21 protein-coding genes are annotated in these 25,250 nt (G+C 40.1%); all 21 read right to left on the minus strand.

Annotated elements, in window-relative coordinates:
- Window positions 1-177 precede the first annotated feature (177 nt).
- Window positions 178-5,487, minus strand: coding sequence for a SpaA isopeptide-forming pilin-related protein (locus PG840_RS11420; RefSeq protein WP_173867547.1), 5,310 nt, complete (start codon window positions 5,485-5,487; stop codon window positions 178-180).
- Between the two features lie 206 nt (window positions 5,488-5,693).
- Entirely contained in the window at window positions 5,694-7,016 is a 1,323-nt protein-coding gene (locus PG840_RS11425; protein ID WP_081695242.1) for a hypothetical protein, read from the minus strand.
- 83 nt (window positions 7,017-7,099) lie between these two features.
- A complete protein-coding gene (locus PG840_RS11430) occupies window positions 7,100-8,503 on the minus strand; it encodes an ERF family protein (RefSeq protein ID WP_021739097.1) in 1,404 nt (467 codons plus the stop codon).
- A 23-nt stretch (window positions 8,504-8,526) separates the two neighbouring features.
- Window positions 8,527-9,507 (minus strand): hypothetical protein, encoded by a 981-nt coding sequence (locus tag PG840_RS11435; protein WP_151165419.1) that lies wholly within the window; start codon window positions 9,505-9,507, stop codon window positions 8,527-8,529.
- Window positions 9,508-9,534: 27 nt separating this feature from the next.
- Window positions 9,535-10,080 (minus strand): hypothetical protein, encoded by a 546-nt coding sequence (locus PG840_RS11440; protein WP_044963409.1) that lies wholly within the window; start codon window positions 10,078-10,080, stop codon window positions 9,535-9,537.
- Window positions 10,081-10,135: 55 nt separating this feature from the next.
- Window positions 10,136-11,398, minus strand: coding sequence for a hypothetical protein (locus PG840_RS11445; protein ID WP_118263116.1), 1,263 nt, complete (start codon window positions 11,396-11,398; stop codon window positions 10,136-10,138).
- The gene (locus PG840_RS11450) at window positions 11,358-11,876 is read right to left on the minus strand and encodes a hypothetical protein (protein ID WP_270613658.1); all 519 of its coding nucleotides are present in this window, start codon (window positions 11,874-11,876) and stop codon (window positions 11,358-11,360) included. Before PG840_RS11450 ends, PG840_RS11445 begins: the two co-directional genes overlap by 41 nt.
- 436 nt (window positions 11,877-12,312) lie before the next feature.
- Window positions 12,313-12,552, minus strand: a complete 240-nt coding sequence (locus PG840_RS11455; protein WP_202030933.1) for a cold shock domain-containing protein — start codon at window positions 12,550-12,552, stop codon at window positions 12,313-12,315.
- 76 nt (window positions 12,553-12,628) lie between these two features.
- The gene (locus tag PG840_RS11460; RefSeq protein ID WP_147417775.1) at window positions 12,629-13,144 is read right to left on the minus strand and encodes a hypothetical protein; all 516 of its coding nucleotides are present in this window, start codon (window positions 13,142-13,144) and stop codon (window positions 12,629-12,631) included.
- A gap of 33 nt (window positions 13,145-13,177) precedes the next feature.
- Window positions 13,178-13,834: a hypothetical protein gene (locus PG840_RS11465; protein ID WP_044963403.1), complete on the minus strand. Its 657-nt coding sequence runs from the start codon at window positions 13,832-13,834 to the stop codon at window positions 13,178-13,180.
- Window positions 13,785-14,303, minus strand: coding sequence for a zinc-finger-containing protein (locus PG840_RS11470; protein WP_118044210.1), 519 nt, complete (start codon window positions 14,301-14,303; stop codon window positions 13,785-13,787). Before PG840_RS11470 ends, PG840_RS11465 begins: the two co-directional genes overlap by 50 nt.
- A 90-nt stretch (window positions 14,304-14,393) precedes the next feature.
- Window positions 14,394-15,359 carry a S1 RNA-binding domain-containing protein gene (locus PG840_RS11475; protein WP_081695237.1) on the minus strand — a complete coding sequence of 322 codons (966 nt, stop codon included), beginning with the start codon at window positions 15,357-15,359 and terminating at the stop codon, window positions 14,394-14,396.
- A gap of 162 nt (window positions 15,360-15,521) precedes the next feature.
- The gene (locus PG840_RS11480; protein ID WP_118233411.1) at window positions 15,522-15,818 is read right to left on the minus strand and encodes a hypothetical protein; all 297 of its coding nucleotides are present in this window, start codon (window positions 15,816-15,818) and stop codon (window positions 15,522-15,524) included.
- Between the two features lie 6 nt (window positions 15,819-15,824).
- Complete coding sequence (locus PG840_RS11485; RefSeq protein WP_322090582.1) at window positions 15,825-17,657, minus strand: VirD4-like conjugal transfer protein, CD1115 family; 1,833 nt, start codon at window positions 17,655-17,657, stop codon at window positions 15,825-15,827.
- A gap of 100 nt (window positions 17,658-17,757) precedes the next feature.
- Window positions 17,758-18,735, minus strand: coding sequence for a DUF6017 domain-containing protein (locus tag PG840_RS11490; RefSeq protein WP_021739085.1), 978 nt, complete (start codon window positions 18,733-18,735; stop codon window positions 17,758-17,760).
- Between the two features lie 45 nt (window positions 18,736-18,780).
- On the minus strand, window positions 18,781-19,878 hold the full coding sequence (locus tag PG840_RS11495; RefSeq protein ID WP_118263120.1) for a hypothetical protein: 1,098 nt from the start codon (window positions 19,876-19,878) through the stop codon (window positions 18,781-18,783).
- Between the two features lie 121 nt (window positions 19,879-19,999).
- Window positions 20,000-20,668: a DUF6100 family protein gene (locus PG840_RS11500; protein WP_021739083.1), complete on the minus strand. Its 669-nt coding sequence runs from the start codon at window positions 20,666-20,668 to the stop codon at window positions 20,000-20,002.
- A 34-nt stretch (window positions 20,669-20,702) separates the two neighbouring features.
- Window positions 20,703-21,251: a DUF5697 family protein gene (locus tag PG840_RS11505; RefSeq protein WP_118263121.1), complete on the minus strand. Its 549-nt coding sequence runs from the start codon at window positions 21,249-21,251 to the stop codon at window positions 20,703-20,705.
- Window positions 21,252-21,359: 108 nt separating this feature from the next.
- Entirely contained in the window at window positions 21,360-24,026 is a 2,667-nt protein-coding gene (locus PG840_RS11510; protein WP_243272288.1) for a TraG/VirB4 family ATPase, read from the minus strand.
- Window positions 24,001-24,489 (minus strand): hypothetical protein, encoded by a 489-nt coding sequence (locus tag PG840_RS11515; RefSeq protein WP_021739080.1) that lies wholly within the window; start codon window positions 24,487-24,489, stop codon window positions 24,001-24,003. The genes PG840_RS11510 and PG840_RS11515 overlap by 26 nt, the downstream gene beginning before the upstream one ends.
- A gap of 10 nt (window positions 24,490-24,499) precedes the next feature.
- Window positions 24,500-25,246: a hypothetical protein gene (locus PG840_RS11520; RefSeq protein ID WP_044963395.1), complete on the minus strand. Its 747-nt coding sequence runs from the start codon at window positions 25,244-25,246 to the stop codon at window positions 24,500-24,502.
- Window positions 25,247-25,250 lie beyond the last annotated feature (4 nt).

Raw genomic sequence — 25,250 nt, forward strand, 5'->3', positions numbered from 1 at the left:
TGCTTCGTTGCCGCTTACACTTTTATAAAAACTTTTAAATTCTTTTCTTTCGCTTCAGCATCACCTTTCCTTTCACTTGCGGGGTCCGGTACCGCCCCGAAATCTTCTGGTAAAGCATCCAGAAATGTTCTTTACACTACCCCGCGGGTCTAGTGTTCCATCATCTCCAAATGCTTTTTATCTCTTTGTGCGTCTGATCCGCCAAAGGACAATACCAATACCAAAGGCCGCTACTACTGCAATACCGATTGGCAGCAGGAGCAAGGTATTATCCCCGGTTTTTACGTCCTCTGGTTTTTCCGGTGTCTGCGGAAGTTTCTTATTCTGGATTTCTTTTACCACTTCAATAACCTTTGTTTTTGCGTCCACATAACTAAATGTGATTTCATAGGTTTCCGTATGCTCTTCATATCCTTCCAACGGTTTCGTTTCCGATAATACATAAGTAATCGGTCCTACTGCTTTTCCGTCTTCGTATGTGGCAATCGGCAGCAGTTCACTGGTTGCAACTCCATCTTTATCTGTAGTAAGTTTTCCAACCACTTCCTCAGTCTCTTTGTTTTTCAATTCAAATTCCACATTGGCAAGTGGTGTCTGATCTTCTGCATCTGTTTTCTTAATAATTAACTGCCCCATTGGTACTTCATCTTTCATGGAAACTTTCTGTACTTCTCCGGTTTCCTCTACAGTAAATTCTACATCTTCTGCAATCAAAAATCCTTCCGGTGCAGCTTCTTCATGAAGGATATATGTTTTTCCCGGCTGTAGATACTCGATCCGGTAAGGTTCTTTGGTAGAGGTCCATTCTTCTATGATATTTCCCTCTTCGTCCAGTACCTGTAACTTGGCTCCTTCAATTTCCTGTTCTCCGGTGATATCCGTTTTTGTGATTTCAATCTTTGTATGATCGTCTTTCATGGAAACTTTCTGGATTTCTCCGGTTTCCTCTACGGTAAATTCCACATCTTCTGCTTTCACATATCCGTTTTCTGTTGGAGCCTGTTCTTCGTGAAGTATGTACTTACCCGGTTTTAATGCATAAATGATATGCGATTCGTTTGTAGAAGTCCACTCTTCCACTACAGTTCCTTCTTCATCTTGAATCTGTAGTCTGGCACCTTCCACTTCCTTTTCTCCAGTAATGTCTGTTTTTGTAACTTCAACTTTCGTCGGCTGGTTCTCCACTTCTTTTTGTATAGAAATCACTTCCAATTCTGGATCCGTATAAGAAGCATCAATTTCAATCTTCTCTTCATATGGTAGATATCCTGGCAGACCTTCCAGTTCCTTCAGATAATATTTCCCGTGTGGAATGGTATTCGAGTACTTCAATTTTCCTTTTTGATCTGTTTTTTCAACTGCTACCAGTTCATCTTTTTTCACCACAACTTTTCCTGCTGCATTTACAATATCTTCTCCTGCATACAATCCAAATGAAACCCCTTCCAGTGGCTCTTTTGTGGCTTCCGATTTTTTCAGCACTTCAATTTCCACTTTCTGCCGTTGATTCTTGATTTCCTTTGTTACATAGTCAACTGCCACTTCTTGTCCTTTATAGGTGATTTCAAAATCCTGTTCGGCTGGATCTAGCACAAAGGAATCTCCCGTTTTTGTTTCTTTAATATAAAATTTTCCAATCGGAAGATTATTTAAAGTCCCTTTTCCTTTTCCATCTGTTACAATCGTTCCAACCAATGCGCCTTTTTCAAAACGTATGATCCGATTACCCTCACTGTCTACCTGTCCATCTGGTGAGTAAATGGTTTCCCTTGCATAAATAGAGAATTCTGCTCCTGCAAGTCCCTGTTCTTCATACGCAAACTCATATCCTTTTTCTGTTTCCATAACATCTTCTCCGGTAAACAGATTAGACACTTGGTTTACTGCCTTTGCCAGACCATTCTTTAATTTTGTCAGTATCTGCTCTGTTACTTTTTCAGCACCAACAAGCACTTCTCCTGTTTTCTGGATCGTCAGGCTTCCTACCGCTTCATCGTTCTTTACTTCTACCACTACAATATATTTTCCGGTTTCCTCTTCCACCTCATGTGCAGTATTGCTGTCCACTTTGATCGTAATGGATTCCCTTGGTGCTTTCTCATAAGTTCCTTCCTTTGTCACCTCATTTAACGGAAGGATTTCTTCTCCATTTTTTAATGCCTGTTCAAATCCGGTCTGTACAAACAGTTCCGGGCTTTTTACTTCTTCAATCCGGTAAGTTCCCATTTTAAGCGGCTCCGGCGTCAACAGATAACCTTCCTCATTTGTTTCAAAAACGTCAATTGTTTCTGGCTTCGGATACCGTACTTTCATAGTGACGTATTTCTTCTTCTCCACATCATAAATTTTATAGTGGGCACTGTTCTTTAAAATTGGAAGTTCCGTCTGTGCATCCTTTTTGATGATCTTAAAATAAAACTGCATCGGACGGTCATTAAAGACACGCCATGTCTGCGGTTCCCTGCTGTCTTCATCGATAGTCACCAAAAACGGCTGAATTCCTTCTACATTTTCCGGAATGGTACTTTCAATACACACATATTTTCCATATGGAAGTTCCGGTGAACACAGATACCCTTTTTTGTCGGTAAACATTTCTTCTGTCTGTATCTTTTCTCCATTTTCATAATAAGATGCAGTTTCCTCTTTACTGAAATCATATCCGATAAAATCCTGCGGTGCATATTCGGTTCCATTCGATGGTTTTAAGGTACCATCCTTTACTTTAGAAAGTTCACTGATCAAGTACACTTTAAATCCGGCACCCTCCAGCAATTCTGTTTCCGTCTGGCTGCCATCATCACTGATTTTAATTAACTGGAATGCCTGTTTTTTTATGGTTTCCAAAACAGTCACATTTTTCTGCACAATTTCCACATCTTGCCCTTCATATGCAAGATCTACCGGGTATTTGGTTTGATCCAGCAAATATGCATTGGAAGGAGGTGCAGAAATTTCCTGTACATAGTATTTTCCAAGATACAAATCTTTGAAATTCAGAACACCTTTTTCGATCGTTCCCTGCACGACCAACTGATCCTTTTTATAAAGCAGTCCTGTCTTTCCATTTGGGTGTTGGATATCTTCTGCCGCATACAATCCATAGACAGCCCCGTTTAAATCTCCATCTCCCTGGCTTACAGAGTCCTGTGTATCTTTGTCTATTTTCTTGATATGGACTGCTCCCCGTACCTCTTTATTTTTAAAGGTATGTGCAAAGGTATACGTGTAGGTCGTATCATTTTTATATTCATAAAAGAACTCATAACTATCCCTGCTCTGAACATAAAGAGGTGGTGCCTGAATTTCCTTTACTACATAATGGAAGCCAATTGGGATATCCGCAGTAAATGCAGCCTTCCCGTTTTCATTGGACTCCGCTTTCTGTATCAAAGTTCCCTTTGTAACCAGCACGGAACCGTCTGCACCGGTAACATCTTCATCTGCATACAGTCCAAAAATTGCCCCCTTCAATGCTGCATCATCATTACTTGATTTCTTCAGCACTTCCACAGATACCTTTGGTCTGGCATTTTCATATTGTGTTTCTTCCTCAACCACTTCTACTGTCTGCCCTGCATAAGAAAGGGTTACCATATGGGTACGCTCTTCCTCTGTCTTCCCTATTGTCAGGGAATCCGGAGCCTGCTGCTCTACCACCTTATAGGTTCCGAGATGAAGCATATCCGAAGAACAACTTCCGTCTTCTTTTGTCTCCAGTTCTGCTGCCAAATCTCCTGCCTGATAGATTTTTGTCTGCTTATCCTGGCTGTAGATGTCTTCTGCTGCATAAATTTTATACTTTGCCCCTGCAAATGCAGCATTGGTATAGGTAAATTGCAGATTTCCAGTCTCTCCGGATACTCCTGTCAGCTTTTCCCCCTGCTTTCGGATGATAATCTTCCCTTTTTGTTCCTCATTTTTTACAGTCAGTGTTTGTGTTTTTGCTACTTCCAGATTGACATTGTAAGCAGTTGTATTCAGTTTATACCCTTTCGGTGCAGTGATTTCCTTGATGTACACTGTATCCTGCGTCTTTGTCAGCTCCGCTTTAGTTGCCCCTTTTTCATCTGTTGGCGGCATCTCCAGAATCAAATCTGTACATGCCTGATCCCGATAAATCCCAAAAACAGCCCCTGCAAGTTTTACACTGCTTTTTGCATCTTCTTTGATGACCTCAATCCAGGAAATATCCATCCATTGAATCGAAAATGAAACCTTAGCACTTGGTTCCTCATAAAAATCCCCATAACCAACATCCTGATTGCCGGAACCGGTAGAAACCACCAGAGTTTTCCACTGAGCTCCTACCTGTCCGCCTAAATCTCCGCTATTCCAGGTACCATGTACGGTTTTTTCTGCAGTAAAGTAAAAAGTCGTACCACCATAAATCTTAATGGAACCTCCTTTCTGCTCCTTTCCGGCAGTATCATGGTAAGTCACACCTTCCGGTAAAGAAAGGGTAATATAATTTCTATGGTCTCCATTTAATGTGATATTTTTTGTTTTCTGCACATCTCCTTCCAAAAAAGCGGTTTCGTTTGTGGAAGAAAGGCTGATGGCAGCACTTGGCGGTGCTTCCTGCCCGCAAAGATAATTGATGTATTCCATGACACCATAGCGTTTCAGTCCGTCCTGCGTGCAGCCCACAAATGCCACTTCCTCTCCGCCATAACAGTAACTTGCTGCTAAATGTGTCAGGACATATTTGATATCATTGCTATAATTCTTTAGATATTCTCCGGTTAAATCACCCGGCCCTCCATATCCATAATACAAAACTTTCTGTAAGTTTAAGTTGCTCTCATAAATTTCTGCCACGTAATCAGACGAAGGCGGTGACTGCAGATTTGATTCCAGACAGTATGCAATCCGGTCATTGACATAGAAATAGCAGGTACTGTAAGAACCTAAATCACTTGGGTATACAATCCTCTCCCCTTGCACCAAAGAAGCTTTTTCCCTTGCCTGTTCCATAGAAGAGGGGACAACGGAAAACAAGACACCCTCTTCTTCCTTTAATGCACTGGTATCAATGTTGGCACCATCAGGCTCTGCGTCTTCCTCCCCACTTTTTATCTCTTTCTTCTGTTTCTTCTCTTTTTGCGGACTCTCTCCTTCCTTTCCCGCTTCTTTCACAATGATTTTCCGTGTAATCTCATAAGTATCTCCGGAAGGTTTTTGGACCTGGTAAATACAGTCATACCTTCCAGGTCTGTCTGCATCAAACAGCTTTCCTTCTTTATCTGCTGACAAAACAAGAGAAACCTTTTCTCCGTCTTTTACAGTAATACCGATGAAATCGAATGCCGGATCAAAAGTTTCTCCCTGCTCAATCGTAATGTCTTCTGCCTGTGTTTCTTCTTTTACATCTGTCTGTTCTAATGGTGCTGCAAAAGCACTGCTCCCACCTGCAAGCAGAGAGGAACACCCTAATAAAACAGCTAAAAATCCTGCTGTACATCGTTTTTTCCATGTTGTTTTCAATAAACGCTCTCTCCTTTCACTTTATTGTTTTTTAGACGGGCAGTTCCATTTTCGGGAATATGCTGCACACCGGAAACTGCCCTGTTTCCCATTTCTTCTTAAGGTCTGTCCCGAATCATACATTGTTCTCCTTTCCCATGGCACTTTAAACCATGCAAAAAAGGAACTGCTTTCGCAATTCCTCTTTTGCACATTTTAAAAATGAATTATCTTGTGTTTTTCCTGATTTCCTTTGTCAGCCAGTCATCAATCCCTTTTTCATGTTCTGCCCACAGTCCGTCCTGATCTAAATCCCACTGGTTCCGATTACAGGATAAGGAAAGCTCCTCACAGATACGGTATGTATGATTACAGCCTTTTCGTATGGTATCCCGTTTTACTCTTTTTTTCGGGCATTCAAAGTAAGGATCGCCCTCTTTCTTTCTCTCTTCACATTCCTCACAGATTTCACTATACTTTTTGTCACATATAAGCCGTAACTGCTTATCCATGTCATAGACTTCTTCCACATGGGAGAGACCACGCTTTTTTAATGCTTGTAAAACCTCATACAAATCTCTCCAATTTCCAATTCCCGGATTCCCAAGGAACGTTTTTCCTGATACCTGATGGGCAATCTCTGCTTTTAAAATTCCTTCGGTCACATAAATCTCATTTCCTTCTGCTTTTCCCGATATCCCTACAATACTGCTGATCCCACACCCTTTCTTTTGATTTGCACTGGAAAGCCATACATATTTATTTTTTCCCTTTGGGTTGTCCAATCGTATCTGGAATCCTGCCAGATATCCGTCTACTGTATAAACAGGACAAAGATACCCGCTGTTTCCTTCATAGAAATTCAGATCCCAGTCTCCTTCCCGATTGATATAAAATCCGGGAACGCCTTCCAAGCGTAATCCCTGCTTTATCAGTCTCCTGGCAATCTGTTGAGATTCCTCCTTACTGGTACTTTTATATCCTTTTTCTTCCATACGCCGGATAATCTCTGCATTCACACCTCTTCTTTCCAAATCTTTGCGGTGATATTCCTTCAGTTTCAGATAAGAGAGCATTTTTTTATAAACATGATGCCGTTGTTCTGCATCCACAGGTTCTGCCATGCGTTCCTTCTGTTTCCTTGCCTGTTTTTTTATCCCCTGGCTTTCTTCCTGCATTGCTTCCCTTGTCTTTTTCTTTCTGCCGGGTTCCTCCTGCTTTCTTCTATAAATTTCCCGATATGCCTTTTTATACCGGTCCTTTCCCGTCAGATGACAAAGTTCTGCATAAAGTGTCAGCATATTATGACCAGTTCCACAATCAAAGCAATGGAAAACATTAATGATTTTCCCTTCTGCACAGACACAGATGCTTGCCTTCCCTCTTGCATCTCCACAAAATGGACAGACAACATTGGCTGCATTCTGGACATCCTTTACCTGATATCCATTTTTGCAGTTTTCCAAAAATTCCATATCCAGCATGTTTGCGACATCAAAAATAGTGAATGGGGCAACTGGATAAGAATCTGTACGCTTTCTTTTTTTCATATCCTTTTTACCTTTCTGGAAATATCCCCTTACAAAAGTCGGAAAAGGCATGGCCAGCACACCTCTTCCTAATAGTTAATCTTTTAAGCAGCTTTCTGTTCACAATCTTCCAGTAAAAGCTGAGCTGCTTCTTTCATTTTAAAATCAGAACCTCTGTATTCGTTTGCAAACCATTGTAACTGCCGATATCCCGCTTCTGTCCCAAGCATTTCACCAAATGACTTTCCTTCAAACAACGCATACGGACAGATTACCTTTTTTGCCGCTTCTACTGTCAGAGGTTTCTTCTCCGCTTCACTTTCCATATCTCTTTGTAACTGCAAGAAAAAGTCTTCTTCATCTATTTCTTCAAAGGGAACTTCTTCTTTCGCCTCTTCAAAATCTTCTGATGGAGCAGAAACGGAAGATTTCTCTTTCATTTCCTTTTCTTCCGCAATCTCCTGAGCTGTATCTGCTGCTTTTGTTTCACTGCTTTCTGTCTCTTGAACTTCTGCTTCCTTTGTCTGTTGTGCTGAAAAATCCAAAAGGTTCATCTGTCCAAAACCGTCCTCTTCCTTTTTCTTATGAGATTGCAAGCCCGACTCCTTCGGCCCTTTCTTCCCCTCTTTTGATTTTTCTTCCAGATTGTTTTCGTTTGGTTCCCTCTCCGGTTTTTCGTCTTTTAAATCTTCTATGGAAGAAGAATCTAAAATGTCTTTTCCCTCGTTTGTCAATGAATCTGGCTGAGTTTCCTCTAACAGTACTTCCTGTTCTGCTGTTTCCTGATGATGCACTACTTCTGCTGCTTCTGAAGATTGTTTTTCCAACCTCTTTGTTTCTTGCACTTTCATATCTTCCGCTGTTTCTGCCTCTTCACTTTCTTCTAAAAAAGCTGCAGGATCTGGGAAAAAATCTGCCTGTATTATAGTATCTTTGTTTCTTTTCTTATCTTCCTGCGGCGGTTGCGCTAAAGGACTGTCTGCAATTACATCAGAAGCCTTTTTTTCCGGTTTCTGTGGCTTTACCGGCACTTCGGATTTTTTATATTCCACCCTTTCCTTTGATTTATCAGGTCCATTTGGTGTCCCCTTCATATCCGGATCTTCCGTTTCCTGTTTCATACGGAATTTATACAGGAAGAAGTATTTAAACCCATACGTCCATGCTGCTCCTTTCGCCTTTGCAGGAGAGTCCAGATGGTCTCCCACCAGCTGAATACTTACTCGCTCTTTTTCCTCCAAACAGTCCGCATTGACAATAAAAAATGTAAGTTTTGCTGTATAAATCCAGCTGCCATCTACTTTACTGTAAGCGGCATCTGTCTCTTCTAATTCCTGCAAACAGATATGGTGCTTCGTAAACGCCGGATTTAGAAGTTCAAAGATATCATCAATCTTTACAAAATCATAATCCACTTCGTCTGAATAATGCTTCTTTAACAACTTTGGCATTTCGTTTGAAATTGCAATTAGTTTTTGCTGTAAATTCATTGTTTCTTTGTTTTCCATCCTATGTCCTCCTGTTCTTTCAATTAAGCAGCCTGTTTCTGTTCTGCCATGACATTGTAATACCAGATATCCCTTGCTCCTACCTGATAGATTTCCTCTACGTCCCATACCTTATTTGCCCCGTACTTTTCTTTCAGACGTTTCTTTTCTTGTCCAGATACCTGACTGAGTGGGTACTTTCCGGTTGTGTTTTTTAATACCTCTGCATCGATGTGGAAATATTCAAAAACACCTTGTCTCCCTCTTACAACTACAATTACGGTATGATGCACCTGCTCCAACGATTTTCTAAGGGCTCTGATTTTTTCAATCCTCTCCGGTTGTTTCTTCATCAAAAACTTTGCTTTGTTGTTTACTTCTGTTTCAAAAATCTGACGCATGACTTCCCTGTTCTGCAGTTCTTTTGCCCAGTATCTTCCAAACCTGCGGATGACAGCCTTTCGGTTTCTTAAATAGCAAAAGTACAGCCAATTGTCAAATACATACGTTTCTCCATCGAAAGCAAAGTCCTGTTGTGGGAGTAATCGGTCTGTTACAGAAATTTTTTCAAAAATCACATCTCCTGCTGTCTTTTCAATCAATTCCCGATATTTCCATGCGACTGCTGCTCTTTCAACTGCGGTGATCACAATATCCTTTTTTCCTTTCTCCAGTTTCTTTTGGGCATATTCCTGAACCTTCTGTTCCAGGCAGCGCATACATCCACGCTGGAACCGGAAATTTTTTCCTTCCGGAATATTTAACAAAGCACGCAAGGCGTAGGATACATCTGTAAATTCAAACGTCTTTTGGTTGAAAATCCCAACAAATTCCATCCCCTGATATAAATGACTGGCTCTGTTTTCAAGGTTTGTTCCCATATACACAAAGGTAAATTCTCTGTTGAAAGTCTTGGTAAACACATTCTCCCATGTCAAAAGGGCTGGCTTGTTCTTTCTCCTAAGCCACTTAAAAAAACGTTTTGCAAATGCATTTCCTTTCGTCCATTCTGGTACATTTCTCATATTCTTTTTCTCCTTTTCTTTTCATTTTTATGCAAATGGAAGACAGTATGAAGATGCCCAATACCGTATTCTTTCCATTGCCTGTTCTTTCCCACATGCTACCCACAGCCATTCCAATAAAAATTCTGTAAGTACCTGCTGTTTCTCTTTCTTCATAGTTACAAGTTCCAGCCAAAATGCTTTCATAAACTGATCTTTATCGGAATCTGTTAGCTGTCTTAAAATTGCTTCCAGCCGTTTTTCTGGTTCTCCTTCTATCTTCCGGATTCTGAAAATATTCTTTCTGCTGCATGTTGGAAGTATCACAGGACAGGAGAATGCTTCTCTTGCCATATCTACTGCCCAAAGTTCTTCCTCTTCCCATGGTGTAAACAGGGACAATCTGTAAACCCAGTGTGTGACCAGATATGTCATATTTCTGCGGACTGTCCCACGCTTTTGTAAAGCGGAAAAGATTCCTTGTATTCCCGTCTTTCCTTTTCCTGTGTTCTTTGCAGAGATCTCTTCTGCAATGGAAACCAGCATATTTGCGTAATAAATTCCCAGTTCTTTCTTTCCTTTTTTATAATCCATATTCTTTTCTCTCCTATATATACGGTAACCCAAATTTAATTTTTCTGATCTTCCCCTAATAAACAAGATCTCCGGGAATGTCATATTCTCTCCACTTCATACTCGTGCATTTGGCAACTTTTTCTTCCAGCTCCACCATAGTTCTGCCGGATATTCCCTTGCTCTGTGCCAAGAAAAGAATTTCCCCAATCCCACAATACACTTCGTATGCGGTGCAGGGTGCATCACCAAAGGTTGCTTTAAAGCGGTCTACGATCTCTGCAACATTCTTTTTCCCAAACCCTTGTTTTGTCATAATTCCAATCATGGTATTGACTGGATACTCAATGGAAATAGCACACAGTTTTTCCACCGTCCCTTTCAATGCATTTTTATAGCATTCAAAAGTTGAAAGCAGATTTTCCGTAAACTGTTGAAATTCCACAGAATTATTGTGCCGCATCCGCATATCCGTTCCTAATGCAATCTTTCGTTGTCCCTCCATCAGGCTGTAAAAAATATTGGCACCTGATGCTGCCACATCGGAAGATGTGATGCGTATGGTAGCTGTAAGTTTCTCTTTTACCTGCTTTCCATACTTTTCCATGATTTCCCCATACACTTCTTCCAGCCGATGATCTTCAATCTGCCAGATTGCCGATACCATAGTCTGGTCCGCATACCCTTCTAAAAAGGTACTCTTTTTATACTCTCCACGTATGTAAACACTGGCAAGCATAAAAACCTCCGGTAAGGGATATACCTGATACCCGTTTTTTTCTGCTGAATGCACTGCCCGAACCTTTCCTTCTGAAACACGGAGCAATGCTTTCCCTTTTGCGACTTTCAAACACTGATTCAGGATTTCCGCAAGTACCGCAGGCTCTACACTGGACAATGCCGCACCGCTGATTCTGGCTCTGCTTTCTAAAGTCGGGATTGCAGAACTCCCCAGTTGGTATGCTTCTGTCTGATTGGTTTTCAATAAAAGACGGGAATGGTTCTTTGTATCTCGTAATACTTCCATACAGATACGCTCTTCTTTACTCTCAGGCTTTTCCAGTATCTGTCCTGCTTCGTATACTCGTAATTCTTTACTTGGAACCTCAAACCATGTTGCCCGTTTTTCAACCTCTTCCAGATATTGATGCAATTCCACTTCTTTTAAAAATGATTTTGAGAAGTTATCTGCATACCATGTTCCCGTAGGTGTATTATGCAGCTTTAAACAAATCTTCCATCCACCTTCTACAGCACGAAACAGATAACCTTCCTGTTTCATTTTCTCCATCTCTTCCTTACTTGGCAGACCCCCTTCCCATAGAATACTTGTCTGCATAGGTTCGCCTCCTTCCATTTGGCAGATATACAAAAACTTTCCTTTCCTGTAGGAAGTACAGCCGGTAATCTTCCAGACAAAGAAATATATCAAGGCCTGTTTGTTCCTTGACTTCTTGCAATTGGTCTATTTCTTTCTCATGGTTCGAAATCTTCCTAGGGAAAAGATAAATTTCTCCTTTTTGCTCCACCCTTTTCCCCACAGGTAAAAAATGCAATCCCTGATAGAGCATGCACTTTTTTCGATTTGAAACCTCTCCTTTTTTCTGACTGAGAATCGTGATGATACACTTTTTTAGATACTCTTGTATCGTTACCCCTGTTAATACTTCGAAACAGGTTTCCACTGACTCACGGTCTTTACTGCCCTGATAAGTTTTTAAAAGGTCAGTTACAATTCCGGTAATTTCAAAATCGGCGCCCTCTAAAATATCTGCAAGTACCGTGTCAGCATCCCGAACGGCAGACTCATCTTCCATCTGCTTTTCTAAAAAAGTGAGCGTTTCAAACAGTTTTCTGGTTTTTCGCTGTTCGCTTAGCTTCTGTACATATTTCCTTTGGCACATTCTTTTCTCCTTCCTTTCCGTTTTTTTGCATGTTTTCCTCCTTTCACGCACAAAAAAAGACACAAAAAAGAGCCATTGTCTTTTTGTGTCTGTCTATCTATGCGTTTAAAACGGTTGTTAAAAGTTCTCTTCCGGAAACATAGCCGGAACTAAATTTGACTTATGGAAAGCAATATGCTGTTTCCATATAAAATAAAGTCACTTAAAGATTAACACAATATATAGTATATGTCAATCTTTCTATCCATGTATTTAGTAGTAAATACGTTTTTTTCACAATTCCACACATATTTACCAGAATTTTTTTAACCGGGGACAGAAGCATTTTTATCTGCCCCCTTCCAGTCGTTTATTCTTCTTCCGATGTTTCTTCTAAGATTGGAACAACACACTTTGCAATGCTTCGTCCCTTTTCATCTTCTTCAACCATAAAGGATACTTCCATATTGTTCCTCAAGGTTTTAAATCCTTCCAACTGGATTTCACTGTAATGTACAAAGTAATCAATGCCATCTGCATCCACAAGAAAGCCATATCCTCTCTTTGCACTAAACCATTTTACAGTTCCTTTCATTTCTTTTCCTGCCATAGTCATCTCTCCTTTTTATTATTATTTCGTGCATGTCGGCACGAAAGGAAGAGTGTGGGTTCGAACCACACTTTTTTCACCGTTCTTCCTGTGGGATTTCTTCTGCCCCGTAAAAAACCTCATACATAAGTTCCCCTATTTTTGCAGCTTTTCCCTCCACCCGTTCCACTTTTCCAAAATAGAACCGGTATGTTTTTCCAACCATGAGGTTTTTTTCTTTTTGCATCCGAATGCGGATCCGGCTTCCGTCTTTATCCTGTACAACTATCTGATACATTCTGCCCGGATAATGCTTTCCCTTGACTGCAAGAACCTGTGCTTCCATAATCTCATATTCTCCTGTTTTCCCAATTTTCAGAAACTTGAAAATCTGATAAAACGAAAACACTGCCAATATCCAGGTAAGTATCAAAAAACTCGCTTCCTCAAATTGCACCCCCATATATGTACCGATTACAGCAATAAAAAAAGACAAAAGCCCTGCTTTCAGCATTTTATCTTTAAATAAAAATGGGATTTCTTCTGTTCCATCTAAATTTTTGATCATATATTGTGTCATGCTTTCCCACTGCTTCCTCCACCTTTTTTTCATGTCCATCTCCATTTCTCTTTCTTACCTTTGGAACTACAAAAGCAGACACAGAACTGCTTTTGGTATAAGATAAAAAAGAAAGCCGGCAAATGCCGGCCCGACCCAATGTTTCTTTGCTTTCTGTTTCCATACAGTCTGTTTTTTTGTTCCAATAATCCGTACTTTTCCAGGAACCAGCCACCGCAGCTTTAGATAGAATTTCCGGAACGCTTCTTTGTCATACCCAAAAGAGCGCACCTGAAAAACAAGTGTTTCCCTTTCCTTCTTATCAAGCAGGATAAAACTCGTCTGTTCTGTCTCTTTCATTTTACGGATTACAATATAAAATTCCGGGATCCCCCTGCGGCTTCCCTCTACGATTTTTTCCATTTCTCTGTAAAAAATCCGGCAGACTTCATAATGCTCATTTTTGTATGGCTGACGAATTACCAGACAATCCTCTTCTAATTTCATATAACAGCCTTTCGTCTGCATAATCCTTCCATTTGCTTTCAATGCTTCTTTTACCAAATAGAATCCCCAACTTGCTAAAATCAGGAATACACAGATACTCTCCCAAAAGCAATGGTTAAAAAGCAGGAAAAATCCCAGAAGTCCGGAAATTCCAAAACAGCTTCCCGCCCTTATCAGACATTTCTCTTTATAATCCAGAAGCCGATACATATCGTGTTCCGTGGCTTTCATTATCATGCGCTTTTGTTTCTCCTTTCGGCTTTCCTTTTTGTTTCTTTTTTTCCATCTCTTTTCTCTCTTCTAACAATTCATTGGCTAAGCGTATGGTTTCCCTACAACGATAAGTACTAAACATGGCAACATGTGTCTCCTTTTCCGGAAGTGCCAGTTTTCCACTCAGCCAATGATATGTACTGTTTTTTGTCATATATCCCTGTGTCCAAATTTCTCTTAATGCACGATGTGTCTGTATCCGAAGGTTTCGAAGTTCCCCATCCGCCATAATTCCAAGCGGTCTGTGGTTTTTCTGGTTCGCTGAAACATAAGCATTGCAGTCCGGATAACCACTACACACATAAAACATTGTTTCCGGGGTGAAAATTCTCTTTTCTCCATATAGATAGGAAGCTGGTCTTAAAACTGCCTTTTTCCCACAATATGGGCAGATTACCTCTGGAAGTTGCTTTCTATTTTTCTTTTTCTTCATCGAATTTCCCCTTTCTGCTTTAGTCTATATCATGCATTATAAAAAATTTGGCTTTCACGGTTCAATAGGTTTTCCAAATTTTTTTTATTTTTAAGAATATTTTTTAATCAGCCTTGTAATGATTCCCTCTGCCACCTCAGAAGTTTCATTGATTCGTGTTACAACAAAGCCAATTTTATCTCGTTTTCCTGGAAGGGAAGCCATGTTGCACTCATGGGCAATAGCATTTACTCCAAGATCTAAACGGATAAAGTACGTTCCCTTATAAACATCAACCACGATACCGGAATATTTTCCCTGGCGGTGGCATTTCTTTAAGTTGTCCTTATTGGTATTTTCCGTTGCTCCCTTCGCATCTACGGCTACTGTCATACTCTCCGCATCCGGCATTTCTATTTTGTTAACGCAGACCAGCACTAAATCTCCCACCTGAAATTTTTCTGTTGCATCTGGCATCCATTCCCATGCCATGTCTCTTGCACGCACAGAGCACTCTACACCAAACACTTCCAGACGGACTGCCTTTGGTGCTACAGCAATGACTCTGGCCTCCACAATCCTTCCAGGATAAACCATTGGCTGCTCCTCTTCATTTTCTGTAAAATAGAAAATCTGTCGTTTCCGCAGCATCGCATCTTTTCGGGATGCCACTACGCTTCTGGAAGCCTCATCTAAATCTTTGATAATAAAATCAATATCTGCCCCAAGCATATTATTAGCAATCCTTACCTGGCGGTTCAATGTATCCGCATTTTCCCTTCCGTCTCCTTTTAAGTTAATCATCATTTCAGACATAGGGATTAAAATCCGGTAACCATTAAAATAAGTGACTGCTACTGTCCAGCCGCTTTCCAGTTTCTCAATACCACTTAACGGACCAGTCAGGATTTTCCGGGTTCGCTGGGCATTTAACAACTGATGCCATTTTGCCTCTTCTTTTTCCTGTGTACTTTCAATCGAAGCATCGACTTCAATCGTCAGGATTGAATTTTGTGTTACTGCTCTTGGAATTTCATTTTTTACTTCTTCTGTGATTGTTGTTTTCGTTTCTGCCATATACAGCCTCCTTTTCTTCATCAAAAAAGGCACAAAAAAACAGCCCTTTGGCTGCTTTCTGTGCCTGATTATTTACACTATCATCATAAAACATTCCGTTTTGCCTGTCAATTCCGATTGTGTTGCAATGTTATCGCAATTTCTTATTTTTGCAATCGCTTTTCAATTTTTCAACTTTTTTAAACCTTCTTCCCACCGGATACGGGAAAAATACCAGATTTTCCCCTGGATTCTCCGGCAGATTTGATTCTCCTCCAAATACTGGAAACTGCTCTGCTCTGGATTGTCTTTATCCCAGTTTGTCTTTTCATAGAATTCTTCCGGTGTATCATAAATCTCCACACACTGTTTTGCCAAGTCAGCCTTTTCTACTTCTGTTTCCCTGACGTAGATCCCAAATTCTCTTAAGAGCAATTTTAAAAAAGTATATTTTACCAATGCATTTTTCTCCATATTCATACAGCCTTAATCTCCACCTCCATCTCCATCTGTACTTTTTTGAAACAAATCTTCTACTTTGTATACAGTTGTCTGCTTTTCATTTTTCCTTACAGACTTTTTCGGCGGTTCCCCTTGTAATGTCAGAGGTTCCGTTTCCTGTTCTTCCCTGCTTTCTTCTGCCTGTTTTCTCTCAAAACGCTCAACCGCTTCCCTCTCCTGCTCCAATATCTGAAACTGATTTTTTTCTGCTTCCATTTCCCGATACCATTTCGGAATATGTTCATTTGTTTTTTCCAACTTCAGATGTTTTGCATCTGGATGTTCCGTATAATCCATTTTCCGAAGTTTTAGCACTTTCTGTCCACGGATAATCAAAAGCATCTGATCAATGGGAAAACGTAATACTTCATCAGGAAGCAGCAGCATTCTTTTTCCTACGGAAGAAGTCTCTGCGTATTCCGGCACATAATCTGTCATGCGTATAGTATAATAGCTTTTCCGCATAGATGCAACGGAAACCGTAATCTCTCCAGAACGGGAACTGTAATAAGTAGCAGTTGTCATATCATTGCACCCTAAAAATAAAGACATATCACAACCGCCAAGTATTTCTTCCCATTGTCCTTCCGGATATCGGTTCATCATCTGGGGGATATTCTGAAAGATAATACTCATGCCGATTCCCCTGCTTCGTGCGGTTGCCAATTTCTTTTTAAAATCCGGAATCACTCCGATGTTCGGAAATTCATCTAAGATAAAGCACATGGGAACCGGAAGTTTTCGATCTTCCATTCGATCTGCCAGTCTCACCAATTTAATGCTAAGAAATGAGGTAAACAGTGTTGCCAAAACATCATATGTAGAATCCTGATCTGATGTAATGCAAAAATAAGCACACTTTTGTTTTCCCGGAAGTGTCAGGTCAAAATCCGCATGACTGGTTATCTGCTGTACCAGTTTATTCTGCATAATCTGCAAACGGGTTCCAAGTCCCAATACCGCATTTCCTTTTACTTTTTCTGCCTTTGAAAAAAGCTGATATGGTCCTCTTGCCGGGTGTGTTGTCGGCAGACGTTCAAAGATAGCATCTAGCATTTCTACCGATTTATTCAGCAGCAGTTTATATGCTTCTGGAAATGTTTTTTTCCCCACTGGATATTCTTCATATACATACAGGCACAGCGCTTTCAGCAAATCCATTTCTACGTTATCATAAAAATGGTCAAATTTATCAGTTGTGTTCCGGATCACGACATCAACAAACACATCTATCAGGCTTCCATCATCAATTTCCGCAAGACAGTCCCAGGCATCACTGTTTACAAGGTCTATCAGATTTAACTGTTTTACAATATAGCCCTCTTCCCGCAAATATCCTGCTAAATCTTCATACAACTCTGATTTTGGATCGGTAAGATACATGGACTCTCCACGACGCACACACTGCAATGCCATATTTCTTGCAAATGCTCTTGATTTCATACTTCCCTGGCTGCCACAGACTGCTAGATTCCTATTCAGTCTGGAATCTATCGGAAGGCTTACGTATTCTCCATTTTCTAAATCCTTTCCAAAAATAATCCCCAGAACGTCTTGTAAGTTCTGGTCTGCGTTTAAAATTACTTTTTGTTCCTCCGGCTTCATATATCCGGCTGTACCATAGGTTCCCTTTACCGAATAATCAAAGTTCCGTTCATCTGTTTCTGAAATATCCTTTTCCTTTCCTCTCCAGATAATGAGCATACCCAAAAGCAGCATACATAAAAATGCTACTACGGAACTTTGAAGTCCTGTTGCTGTTGTAAAGCCTCTCCAAATGCATACAAACGGGTTTAGTACTACAACTGAATGAGACAACCTTTCTAAAAAACCTCCAAAATAGACAGTTAATGTGGCAAGCAGAACACCAAAACCGATTTTCTTGCATCTGTCTCCCTGTTCTTTTTTCTCTTTCGTTCTATTCCTCCTCTCCTTTTTCTAATACACCGTATGATCTGTGGTAGTTATAGAGACTGCTATAGTAACTGGAAATCGTATTTACAGAATTATAGAGAGCAGTGATCAACATAGCCCGCATATTCGTAACTTTTGTTGTGTTTTTCTCCATACAATTTAAAACAAACTGTATATGCTCCATTCCGATTTTTTGAAATTGTGCTTTTACAATCTCAGCTGGCTTGTCTTCCCGATTTACCCGAATCGTTTTTGCAGAACAGGTTTTCACATCTACCAGGATACCTACCAATTCATCAATCTGCATATTATAGGGATTATCATGTTTTAAAGCCCCATAAGAAATCTGTTCCCTGACTTCCTTTTCGATTTGAAACAAAGAGGAACTCTCTGTACTGAATTTTCTGTTTGTATTCTCTGTATTTGTCTCACCGATATAGGATACCTCTCTCTCCCAAAATGGAGACTCCATTCCCCCGGTATCCGTGATACCTGTCTCCTTTTTCAGGGAGGGGTATCCCCCATTTAAGTGACACCCCTGCTCGTGATCAGGATAGGTAAGGGCTTCCAATATGTCCACGTTCAAATCTAAAAACAATACATTTGGCACTTGCTGCCCATTTACATGAAGTGTCCGAAAAACACGTCTGATCACTTTCATTTTTTCCAGTTCTACTACCGCATTTGTTGCATCTCTTTTCGTAATCCCAAACTGGTCTGCAATCTGCTGATAACTTCGCTGCAAAAGATCTGCATGGAATTTCTTTTTCAATCCTACAAGTTCTCCTGTCATTTCATCACGCACTTCTGTCGGACGGTACCAATATACAATATCCGCCAAAATGATGATTGCATTTAAGTTGGGCTTTCCTGTTGATTTTCGAATGGTTTTATACCAAGTAACCGGTATGATATTTCCTGAAATATGTAGGCGGCTCATTCTATCCACAGTCACACTTCCAGTCCGAAATTGATCCTGCATGGTCTCCGTCACCTCCTATAGTGCTTCCATAGAAACCATACCTGCCTACGCCTCCATAGCCAACAGATACTGCTTTACCTTTTCACAATCCAGTACCATTATCTCCACCCCCTCTCCATAATAATCTTTTAGCAGTTCCTGTTGATAATCAAAGCATACTGCCATACCCCTTCCGCGTCTTTCCATATCCTGTTTGACCATTTGAAGTTTTCTCAGTTCCAGTTCATATACAAAATAAACAGGAATTCCCTTTTTCAGCCCCGCATAAATCGGGAACTCGTTTCTTTCCACTTCGTCTAGTATGGTCTCTAAAAAAGTGGAAAAGGCATGACTTCTCTCCTTATCTGTAAGCAGCTCTATTTGAAGATAAGCCCCCTCCTTGTCTTGCGGGACAAAATAATATTGTTCATACACATCATCCGTCTGGAACAGCTCCTGTTTCACACCACCACTGCTAAGGAGTATCTTTCTCAATAATTTCATGGAGTCTCCGAACAAAATGGCTTTTCCTTGCCATGTAATTCCTGTCTTGAGCAAATTGCGTTCTACCCAACACCGCATAGCTGTTTCCATTTTCTTTGACCATTTCATCAGATTCCCCATACTGTTGTAAACCACAAAAACTTCCTCATTTTTCATGTAGAGGCCACAGGCTCTGGAACCCTTAACCTGATCCGTCCCCTGCTTTAATTCCTGACTCCCATAATAGGTCCCCAAAGATGTTTTCCCGTAACAATCCTGTGTAAAAATCTTAGGCTTCTCTGTTGCAAAAATCAGGTTCCCATGCATAAAAAAGTACCCCCATATCTGACTCATGCGGTGCAGGCGTAACCGCTTTTCCAGTTCTGATTTCACATGGTTTGTCTCGCTTGCCCCTATAAGATAACTTCCAACCTCTTGACGATAATCCTGCAAAAGATAATTTTTCCCTTTCTTTCCCAGAACATATCCACGCAGTCCTTCTCTATACCGTAAAAGAAGATATCCTTTTTTCTTTAAGTCGGTAATCAGACTGGCTGTATAGGATTTAGAACCCACAATTTTCTCCGGCAAATTCGCCGGCATCTCTCCTGAAATTGCAATCATTTTCAGGAGTATATCGCCCTTTTTTTCCTTTCTTTCCAATGTCTCCCATTTATCCATCTCTGTACCCTATCCTTCTCATACCTGGGTATTTCCCACCTGCCTTTTCCACTTCCTTTTGCTTTAATTTACGGAAAAACCCGTCATATTATCTTATCGAAATTTCAGTATGTGTTCTCTGTCAATTTTTCGATACCAAATTTTGCTGTTTTTCGTAAAGCCACAACGGAAATTTTTCCGGTGTCAACAGATAAATCATTGTGCGTTCCACATCTTCCAACCGTGTTTCGTGATACACATTTGTATAACATCCACTATCCGATGTCAGGAAGAAATTAGATATCACATCTAACACATGCTTCTCTTCAATATTGTCATGATCTCGTACCCTATATATCGGGCGTTTACAATCATAAATATGAGAAAAGCAGACGGTACATGCTCTGTATTCCGGTATCTCTTTATTCTGTTCCGCCCGTTCGATACACCAGTGTTGAAAAGCTGTATACAACGGTTTATAAATGTAATTTGTATACTCTGTTTTCCGGTGCGGTATCAGTGCTGGAAGGGAAATACTTAGAATATTCTCTTCATACGCAATCTCAATCCCATGTATCAATACCAGATCCGATTGGTATTGCTCATATTTTCTCTTATCAAGTGTCATCTGGAGAACAAGATTCCGCATCTTTTCTGTCAGGATTTCAGAGCTCTTTGCGGCTTCCAGCACCATATCATTCAAGTTCTCAAAATGAATATTGACGCACTTCCTGGCATACGCCTGTAATAGATTGCGTGCTTCTGCAAGCATGGATTCCACATATCCTGCCGTTTTCTGTCCCTCGTCCAATTGTTCTTTTAGTCTTTGTATTCCTTCTTTTTCGCTATTCCCTCCTATAATATTCCACCCCTCCTTCTTCTTCCTGCACCGTACAAAAACCTATCACATTTGGGATTTCTATCTGTGGGATTTCCTCCGGATTTTCCACAATAACAACATGTCCACACCCGTCCAGTTTCTGTCTGGAAAACAACTGATTTACCAGTTGGATCTCAGGTTCCGATATATAAAGAATATCGTAAATTTCCGCATTCCCCACAAATATAATACGAATTGGATACTCTTCCTTTTCTGCCAAGAAATGTCGTTCGATTTTTTTCTGTTCCATCAAAGAAAGAAGAACCCAGAATGCTTTTAATGTGCCTTTTTCCCGCAACTGATAGGCATCTTCATGTTGGGATACCGTTTTTGTGACTTCGTTTATATAAATCAAATGTTCTTTCAATAACGTGTGCAGTGCTTTTCCTACAAATTTCTCTTTTCCATCTACTGCAAAAAAAGCATAAATCTGCCTTTTATATAAGACATTATAAGTTTTAACAAGTTCCAGTATCTGACGTTCTACCTGTTTTTGATTTGTTACATGTTCCAAAATTTTTCTCCTTTCCATTTTAGGATTGCGTATAAATTACGTATTCTATCAACCTGAATTTCTGATTGCGTAATCTATACGCATTTTATGGTTACGATACCTCTACAATCATTTGGACATTCCCCCTTTCTCATAGGCTGTTTCCCCGTACTTCTCCAACCGTTCCTTAAGTTCCTTTAAGTCTTTCCGGTCTGTTGTAATCAAATCTTTTTCTAACCGGCTTGCCTTAAATTCTACTAACAAGTTGTTATTATTAGTGGAAATCAGTGCATTTCCTCTCTCAAATCGGGTAATAGCAAGCATCTCTGCTTCAGACAAATCCAATTCCTTTTTTACGACTTCTGCCTCCTTATGCTCCAGATTCAGAATAATCTTTGTCTTTGTGTTGTTTAAGACACCTTTTCCATACTTTCCGCCTTTTAAAGAGAAAAAGTCTTCCAAATCCTGACTGGCACATACCGCAGCGCCTCCATACCCACGTATCGTCTTAAAAATTTCAAGAATATAATTTGCCGTCAATTCGTTTGTTGATAAAAGTGCCCAACATTCATCAATAAAAATAGCCTTTTCTTTTGTACGGTCTTCTTTTGCTTTTGACCATACAAAATCCAAGGCCGTAAAGGTAGCAAGTCCCAAGTCGCTCTGCATTTCTGAAATATCCAGTATCATATATTTGTTATCAGAATCTATATTTGTCTGATGATTAAAGTTCGAAGAAGAACCATTTACCAGCCGGTTTAAAATATTTGCCATACGTCTGGTTTCTTCTTTTTCCAAAAGCACCTGATAAAGATCTCCCAAAATTGGCATTTCTTTATACTTTCCTGGTTGTTCCTGATTCCACAAGCTTGCATTATCATGAGTAATCCCTTTCTTCTGATATGTAATGATAAACGCCTCATCCAAGAGCTGACGCTCTTCATGGGTAATATCCGGAATTAAAATAGTAAAGAAAATATGCAGGCTCTGAATCTTCATAGCAAGTTCTGAACGCTCTGAAGCCTGTCCGTCTAAAATTACCCTTGCACTTTGATCACTTGGCCGTATCTCCATGATATTGATTCCATATTGGGAACCTGGGGCAATCTTCAAATATGCCCCACCTATATTTTTACATGCCCTTGCTAGTTCATGTCCTTTTTCCGGTGCAATAATAAATACCTGAATATTTTTCCTACGCATTCTCAAAGCCATAAGCTGCAGGCAAAATGTTTTTCCGGCACCACTGGTTCCCAGAATCGCAATATTCGCATTTTTGTAAATTTCACTGTTAAAAATATCAACGATTACAAGGGAATTGTTGGCTTTATTCACTCCCATTAATATCCCGTCCCGATCTGACATTTCATAACTTACAAAAGGATAACACGCTGCAACACCGGAAGTCAGAACATTTCGTTTTGATTTCTGGTATAAGTTTTTGTCCAGATTCAAAAGTGGAAGGGACGATAAAAATGCCTTTTCTTCAGAGAATGTACATTTTGCAGTTCCGATATCCTGTGAATTTAACAGTTTTGCCATTTCCCTCGCACGCCACTCCACTTCCTTTTCTGTATAACCGGTAATGGTAATCAGCATAGACATGTAATATAGTTCTTCATTTCCACTTAGCCCTTTTTTTAGGTAAAAACCGGCACGTATAGACTCTGACAGATCATCAAAATCGCTATTGGTGTCATAAGTTTCTTTTAATCTTGAGCGATTCAGACGTATCCTTCGTCCAATACGCTCCACACTTTTTCCTTTATCCTGCTTAAAGAAAAACACATCAACATCAATTCCTTCGCCCGCATTGATAATCAGAGAAATCCAGCCTGCCGGAACTCGCATCCGGTATTTTCCAGAAGGAATATACAAATAGGTATGATATACCCCATCAAATACCACACAGTTCCTGTGCTTAAAATTCAATGTCTTTGGGGCAAATAATTCGGTTACCGGAATATGGGGAAGACTCTCTTTTCCATTCTCCTCCTGATACCACTGGGTAACCAATTTTATCCGTTCTGAAAAAGGAACGGTTACACTTGTCCTTCTATTCAGCAACTGATAAAACAATTCTACACAAAAGCGGGACTCGTTTTCGTGTTCTAATACTACATTGCCACATATCGCCAGATATTTTTTTGCAGTCTGCACTGTTGTCCGCATATAATGGTACACTTCTTTTTCTTTTGGTTTACGGTTCCCATCATAAGACTGAAACTCAAAAATCAGAAAGAATCGTCTTGTAATCGCTTCTTTGGTACCTATAGAACGGATGAGACGTGCATAATCTTCTTGAAGGACCCTGCACTGTTCGTCTTCTTCTGCCTCAATCTCCTGCTGTATTTTTTCCAAATATTCCGAAATATCGGCCTTTTTGGAAATAACTTTAAACTGCAGCTTGACTGGTGCAATCTTTAAATAACTCAAAAAAGAAAATACAACGTTTCTCTGTTCGCTTGGAGAACGGAGCAGAAAGTTAATCGGCAGGACTTCTACAATTTTCACATACCGGTGATCTGCTGTATAAATAATCCCATCTTTTATTTTCTCAATCGGAAGATAAGAGGATGCCCATGTAACTGGAAGAAAATCCTGTTTTTCTTCTAACTCTTCTGATTTTTTCTTTCTCCGTATCTCTGACTGCGTATTTTCTCTTACTGGTTTTCTCGGATACTCTGCTTGATTAAGCTGCTTTTGCAGTTGATGTTCTTCTTTCTTCTGCTGTTTTCGTATCCTTTCCTCTTCCAATAACTGCCGCCTTTCAGCTTTCTTTTGTTCCGACTCCAAAATTTTCTTTTCTTTTTGCTGACGTTTTTCTTCCTTTTTTGCCTCTTTTAACCGTTCTTCCAGTTCCTTTATTTCCTGACTGATGATTATCTCCTCCTTTCTTACGGCGTTTATGCTCTCTTCTTTCTATCCGCCGTTTTCTCTCCAACTGATACCTCCCGCTTGGTGTTGTAAGAACTCTTCTATTTTTTAAAAAACATAAAATATGAAACAAATAGGCTGTCAATCGTTCTCCCTGCACACCTATCACAGCAAAAATGACAACTGGAAGAATAAATATAATTCCCAGATAAATTTTGGTTCTGCCATCCACCGGTACTTGCAGCAAAATTTTTAATAAAATAAGCGACATCACTGCCGCTTCAACTACATTCCCCGCACTTACTCTTCCGGAAAACCATTTTCCTGATTCCGCAAAATTAGGCGGTATGGTATATGTATCTACTTTTTCTCGTTCTGACATTTTCTGCCTCCTATGTATATGGTTGCTTTTTCTTCCGCACAAACAGATATCCCCCAAGGGAAATAATCACTACAGGAATAATAAGTTTTCCTATAGTCTTTAACAGCTCTTCTGAAACTCCATCGGTTTCCATTTTTTCTGTCTGTGGCGCATTTGCAGATGATCGCATATCTTCTGTGTCTGTTGCCATTCCAATACATTCCCCTGTTACCTGAAGGTTTTCAATTTTTACTTCTGCTTCTTGCATACTAAATTTCGCTTCGTCATATAGTACTCTATACAGACGCTCCTTCTCCACTGCATCTACAGATAAGTGATAATCTCCAGGTGCCAGTTCTAAGTTTGTACTATACTGATTGGCTTCACACAGTTCAAACAAATATTCTATTCCGCTTTTCTCCTTTACACTCCCCTTCACGGTTCCTGAAAATTCCTCATATACTTCCGCACGTATTGCCAAGATTCCCGTATTTTGGTTTGTCACTGTAAAGTTTTCACTTATTTGCTCTTTCTTTTTCCAATCCTCTGATTTTTTTAACACTTCTCCATTCTTCCCAAACAGGACATATCTTCCGGCTTCATGGACAGAATCATACGCCCATGTATCTTCCAGACGATTTCCTTTTTCATCATAACCGTTTCCATTTTCCCATTTGGTGATAACGGGAAGTTCCACTATAGATACCGCCATGACCGGAACAGAAAACATCATCCAAAAAATTGTACATATAAGCACAAAAACAATTCTTTTACTCATTTTG

It is taken from the genome of Coprococcus sp. AM97-35, assembly GCF_027697525.1.
GTDB lineage: Bacteria > Bacillota > Clostridia > Lachnospirales > Lachnospiraceae > Allocoprococcus > Allocoprococcus comes.